The organism is Paenibacillus sp. OT2-17, from assembly GCF_009827695.1.
GTDB classification, from domain to species: Bacteria; Bacillota; Bacilli; order Paenibacillales; family Paenibacillaceae; genus Paenibacillus; species Paenibacillus polymyxa_B.
Genome location: NZ_WUDQ01000200.1, coordinates 1 through 6,066, shown reverse-complemented (window position 1 = coordinate 6,066; position 6,066 = coordinate 1). Strand labels below are relative to the sequence as shown.

General features: G+C 44.2%; 4 protein-coding genes, 1 tRNA gene and 1 pseudogene. 3 read left to right on the top strand and 3 right to left on the bottom strand.

The features are described 5' to 3' along the window. Both GRP75_RS17240 and GRP75_RS17235 read right to left on the bottom strand, forming a co-directional pair. Positions 1-320, bottom strand: a 320-nt coding sequence (locus GRP75_RS17240) for a trigger factor family protein (protein ID WP_160789896.1), incomplete at its 3' end; no start/stop codon positions are given. Positions 321-463: 143 nt separating this feature from the next. Then, the gene (locus GRP75_RS17235) at positions 464-1,372 is read right to left on the bottom strand and encodes a hypothetical protein (protein ID WP_209943413.1); all 909 of its coding nucleotides are present in this window, start codon (positions 1,370-1,372) and stop codon (positions 464-466) included. 257 nt (positions 1,373-1,629) lie between these two features. On the opposite strand from GRP75_RS17235, the gene GRP75_RS17230 reads away from it, so the two are divergent. The 3 genes from GRP75_RS17230 to GRP75_RS17220 all read left to right on the top strand — a co-directional run bounded on the left by GRP75_RS17230 (position 1,630) and on the right by GRP75_RS17220 (position 3,874). Continuing rightward, positions 1,630-1,703 (top strand) — tRNA-Arg (locus GRP75_RS17230). A gap of 311 nt (positions 1,704-2,014) precedes the next feature. Continuing rightward, entirely contained in the window at positions 2,015-3,094 is a 1,080-nt protein-coding gene (locus tag GRP75_RS17225) for a hypothetical protein (protein ID WP_160789895.1), read from the top strand. Positions 3,095-3,109: 15 nt separating this feature from the next. Next, positions 3,110-3,874 carry an exodeoxyribonuclease III gene (locus GRP75_RS17220; RefSeq protein WP_160789894.1) on the top strand — a complete coding sequence of 255 codons (765 nt, stop codon included), beginning with the start codon at positions 3,110-3,112 and terminating at the stop codon, positions 3,872-3,874. A gap of 87 nt (positions 3,875-3,961) precedes the next feature. Here GRP75_RS17220 and GRP75_RS17215 read toward each other — a convergent pair. Continuing rightward, a pseudogene (locus GRP75_RS17215) lies at positions 3,962-6,066 on the bottom strand (cellobiose phosphorylase); the annotation flags it as partial.

Below are 6,066 nucleotides of genomic sequence, written 5' to 3'. Positions count from 1 at the left end.
TTGAACTTGAAAGATTCGCCTTTAGCAAATTGATCAATTTCAACGTCAGGGCTGTCAACCGGGAAGATGTCCGTTTGCTCTACAGCTTGGCTGTAAGCTTCTGGCAACAGGATGTCAATTGCATCCTGGTACAGACTTTCAATACCATAGCGTTTTTCAAAAATAGGACGTGGTACTTTACCTTTACGGAATCCTGGTACACTTACTTGTTTTGCCACTTTATTAAAAGCTTTGTCGAGTGCAGCGGCTACACGATCCGCGTCAACCTCAACTTCAAGAACCCCAAGGTTCTTCTCTATTTTCTCCCAAGTTGCTTTCATTTTATGCTTTCCCCTCCAACAAAATCTTCACTTAGTTTTCATTACAATCAACGCACACAAAATAACCACTATAGTATATCTAACATTACTGTCTTTTTCAAGAGCAGCCCTTTGAATGCTTCACAGGTAAACGTTTCCGGTCATTAAGGAGTGTTCATTCCCGCCGCTACAAATAGTCGCATCGACCGATACGCCTGCTCAAAACGGAAGCGCAACGCATCTGTAATGCCATATATAGCACGGGTTTCTTCCTCATTATTATTTCCGTTTAAACTTTCCGAAACTGTCTGATGGAGTGCTGCAGCCCAAATATCTGGCATTCCGTCCTCTTCCACCAACATTGATCTATAATCTTTCGTACCGTATACTGCCATCACAAACTGTGACCACAGCTCCTGTGCAAAATAGAATAGTGTAGGCTCGTGCACCTCAGTCTGATCGGCCACCCGTTCCAAAATACGCATAATCGACTCTGGAAAATCACCTGGCTGTAACGGAACCGTTTCAATGTCGATTTCCGCTTGTTCATCACCCCGTTTGATTTCTATCGTCCCTTCCGTTCCGCGTCTTCGCATGGTCTGTAGAACACGGAATTGAAGTAAAGGATGGATTTCCCGTTCCGTAATCCAGCGAAGCAAGGCATCATCGATTTCTGGGAGTTCCAGATAGGACAACTGCTCCAATGCTAAAATCGTCTGTTCGGATAAGGGTTCATCCATAGCCATCCGCAACAGCTTGTTGCCGTAGCCTGCATCCTGCTCCTGCTTAAAGCGTGCATGACGGCGAGCTAACTCTACTTCACTGACTTCTTCTTCCACAGCGTCCGTTACCGCTCCGCTGTCAGCGTACTGTGGAAATGCAGCTTCCAGCCATTGTAATAGAGCGTTCCATTCATCGTATTGCTTCTGCTCCTGTCCCTGACACTGCATTAAAAAACGCAGCATCGCCATCGCCTCTCCGTAACGTTCGTTTTCAAGCATCACAGTAAGTTGAATTTGATAATAGTCCAGTGTCTTCGGAAACAATACAATATTATTTTCTTTTGTCGTCACCTTGGAGTCCTTTATTCAAGGCACCCCCTCTCCTTCGCAAGCTCAAGTATTTGTAGATTATATGAGAAACAGTAGCCGAAGTCCAACCACTCGTCTTACACATATTCACCTGTATTCTAACATACCCTTTTATAAGGCAAAAAAAACTACGTCTACTCAGAATTTATGCTGTATAAAGCTTAAATAAGCGATATATGCAAAATAAGACTTGAATTTCTTTTATCCATATGATATATTAATATTTGCTTGAATTTTATGTCCCAGTAGCTCAGCTGGATAGAGCAACGGCCTTCTAAGCCGTCGGTCGGGGGTTCGAATCCCTCCTGGGACGTCATAACAAGAAGCTTCCATAATGGAGGCTTTTTTTGTTCTCATGAGATAAACCACGGGGGAACGTCGGGCCATCGGCATCGTTAGCCTATACTTCTCAGTCGACCATAGGAGAGTTCTCTCCTGATATATTACACCAAAAAAAGCTTCCGCAAGGGAGCTTTTTTTCATTATAAATAATGTAGAAAGAGTAGTCTGCCCAACGCTACTTTAGGCGCTGGTTTCAAGTCTCTACTCTTTCAAAAAAACGCAGAAATTGCTATCATCTATCATGTTGCACCATTTTTAAGTGAAGGAGGTAGACTGACTCCCTTGACTACGAATAAACTGCAAAAGTCGCGGGAAATTCATCGTTTTCTTGCCACTTTGCTTTCCATATTAGGTACTGGATTGGGTATGTTTTATCTCGCCATTCCTTCCTATATGATTGGAGGAGCGGCTCTTATCATCACACAGGGAATTCTGATCTATTTTACAATGTTCTCTCTCGGATACCTGCTTATTATCTCGGGACCGTTGGCCATTCTTTTTCACATTTTAGGCATTGTTTTTACAGTACGGTCTTTTCAAATTCCACACCATGCGGAGAGAGCGCCGACGGTTGCATCCTTGCCTTCCAAATGGCGCACTTTACTCAGTCTCGCTTTGGGAGCTACACTTCTACTTCTTGCAGTCACAATGAAATACGTAGATATTATCGAGCCTTTTACACAAACAGGTGAAAATAAACGCAACGTAGCCGCAGAATCAGAGCAATATCTGGAGCAGAAATATGGAGAGGACTTTCAAATTCAAAATATTAGCTATCATAGTATTCCCTCTACTGAATATACCATGGAGGTGATCTCTAATCGTCATCCTTCCGTCCTCTTTAACATGACTAAGCGTCCTTATGAGGATGTCCCATTTAGAGAAAATTATCTTAACGCCCTTTGGGAGAGTCAACTGGACATGAAGCTCAAACCCGTTATACAGAAGCTTTACGATGATTCAGCCGCTGTTCATTCTGGGGTGCAAGAAGGGACTACGGATAAAATGATCAAAGAATACGACGATTTTAAACTGAATCCCAAAGCGGTCGGCGATCAGTATATTCGTATAATTGTATTCGAGGATCTAACTGACTCAGGATTGCCATTGGAAAAAGAACGAGTATTACAAACCGCGAAAGTTCTCAAGACAGTGTTGGCCGGAAATAAAGCCTCATTAGATATCGAATACTTCCCTTCGACTATGAATACCAAACAAAACCTTAAGGCAATAGAAATAAACGATTATATGTTTGGTCAGGACCATTTTGATGAAAAGACCTATGAAGTCCAGATAGAAGACATTTATAAGCTTATGTCAACAAAGGATATACAAATCACATCGCTTGACCGCGTGAATTAGCAAGGAGATTAACAAATGAAATTAATATCTTGGAATGTAAACGGCTTAAGAGCCTGTGTGACCAAAGGGTTTTATACTTATCTAGAAGAAACAAATGCCGATATTTTTTGCGTACAGGAAACCAAGCTTCAAGAAGGGCAGATCCTCATGGAGAACATGGAGGAATACACACAATACTGGAATTATGCTGAGAAAAAAGGATATTCCGGCACGGCTATTTTCACCAAAATCAAGCCGCTTTCTGTGCACTATGGCCTTGAAGAAAATGAAGAACCGGAGGGCCGAACCATTACTTTGGAATTCGAAAAATTTTATCTCGTCAATGTGTACACACCGAATACCAAACGGGACTTATCCCGACTACCCTACAGACTGGAATGGGAAGACCGTTTTCGCAGCTACCTGCAACAACTGGATGCTTTGAAGCCTGTCATCGTTTGTGGGGACTTGAACGTAGCTCATCAGGAGATCGACCTCAAAAATGCCAAAGCCAACTACGGAAATGCCGGATTTACGCCTGAGGAACGGGACAGAATGTCACAGCTACTAGACGCCGGATTTATAGATACCTTTAGATACTTTTATCCTGACCGGACGGATGTTTATTCCTGGTGGTCCTACATGCCAAAGGTGAGAGAAAGGAATATCGGCTGGCGGATTGATTACTTCCTCGTCTCGGAGAGACTTCGTCCGCTATTGATGGATGCGAGCATTGATTGTCATATTACAGGCAGTGACCACTGCCCTGTGATATTGGATTTGAAAGATATTTCAGCATAGGTCCCCCTGCCCTAACACAAGGATTTATGAAGTCTTAAAAAGCCGTCATGCTCTGTTATTGCAGCATGACGGCTTTAATTAATGGAGCTATTTCCCCAAATATACCTCGATACGGGAAATCAACCGCTCTCTCACATCTTGCGCCTCTTTTTGATCTAATACAGCCTGGCTTATCGTCTTCTTTTCGCCACTGGCGTAATGCAGTACATACTGGGTCACTATGCATTCCGGTGCATAAGTATCCTTGCGATCCGTATTAAAATAAGTCACCTGGCAGCTTCCGAGAAAACAGAAAGATAGCTCACCTGTAGCTGTGAACAGCCAGCCTGGCAGCTTGGGCTCCAGTCTCAAGGATAGGCCCCTATGATCATAGCCAAACGGTTGCCCGCCGGTCATCATCCATATCCACATATGAATAAATTCTGCCGTAGATCCGCTCAGCCTCGCAATATATCCCGTTCCATGCAAACTTGCATCAGGATTAGCAATACTAGCAATAAAGGAGCTGTTCTCCAGCGTGCTTCTTCCGTAGACCTCTGGGTCCATAAAAGGCGGTAACGCTTTTTTAATGTCTGAAAAAAATTCAGTGTATAGACCCGCCCTTAAACACTCAAGTAAATATTTATATTCCATATGCATAAATATAGATTCATTTTCTAGCCAACCCGGCGTAAAAGCTCTGGAACGACCGAGTTCGAATGGCTGCCCCGCCAGACTTTCATTCACCTTATACATGCCCAGCTTCCCGTCGTAAAGTCCACTCTGCCTGATTTGCCGATACAGCTTCTGCCCATTTACAATGTCACCAACCACTTTCATAGCCCGGGTCGGTCCCTCCAGAAAATATGGTGTATCCTTACGTTCGAAGGAATGTATGTTTACGAGCTTGTCTTCGCAGTCATCCTCCTGTACCTCGAATTCTCTGGCTTCATAATAAAAGAAGGTTGGGTATATCCCCTCACCGATAAGCAGAGCCTTATCCATCCCCTGTTGGAGCTTACGTTCAGCCTGGCGCAAAAACACCAGCACATCATCAAACGCTAGTGGTGTTTCTACCCCTTCAAATCCAAAACGAACTGTTTCTCGATACGCTTCTCTAGCATCGGAAATTCGTGACCAGAAGCTGTAATCCTTGCTTTCATTCCTGTAATCAGCCTCATCAGAAGCGTGGTAGTATTCCTCCATTGTGAGCCTCAGCTGTTGGATTAACTTAGCAACTTCTCGCGGCAACCGTAGCACAGAATCGCCCAAAAGCTTCACCTGTGCATGTATTAAAAATCTTACGAGTCGCTGTAATTCACACAGTTCACTGAATCCAGAAGCAAACAGCCCCGGAAGTCCGTTCATGGAATCATTCCATCCCGGCTTGCCCGCCTCCATCTCAATTCCCAAGCCCTCCGGGTCCAGCGTGGACAGCTTGATGGCTGCCAATGACAGCAGCTTTTCATATAAATTGGACTTATAAATCTCTCCGCTTCCATGTTCGGTTCGAACCCAATGAACATCGCGATCCCGGGCGTGCAGCTGAGCTTCTTTCTCCTTGCTCTCTACGACCGCCCCGTACTGACGGATACGTCCGTCCTTCATCTGCACGTATTTGTGTCGACGTGGCTGTACCCATGCCGGACTGTCGTAATACATGTACTCTCGGGTCGCGAGCAAGAGTTCCTCTTGTTTGTCCGGATAAATACTTAGATAACTTTCGATGAGATCCATGTTATAAGTCCAATGGTCGATCCAAAAACCTTCACCAAAATCAGCCTCATAGCATTGTTCGGAATGCTTGAGAGCTTCGGTTACAAACGTCTCAACCGTTTGCTTTAGCGCGATGTTGTCATGAATGATATGTTGAATCAGCTCACCCGGGGTGAACGACGATTGGAAAAAAGCACGCAAAGACGAATGATCTGCCACCTCCACCTGTCCTAGCAACGGTTCCAGCTCTCGTATTTGAAAGCTACACCCCTTTACAACAAGCGGATTATAGCCGTCTGGCTGAATCAGGCTCATAAACAAACGGATATTGAAATCTCCTATGCCGGGGTTAAACCACACATCATTTCTCCGGTTCTGGTTCGCATCGCGAAAATTACCATTTCCTTGAGAATAATATCCCGCCTGGAGCTTAAAGAAATTATAGTCCCGTTCCAGATCCCCATGCTTGCGCGAAAATACATGATATACAAATGGTT

Bases quoted from the DNA above. Each gene is read 5' to 3' on its own strand.
- GRP75_RS17220 (WP_160789894.1), top strand. From the start codon at position 3,110: ATGAAATTAATATCTTGGAATGTAAACGGCTTAAGAGCCTGTGTGACC.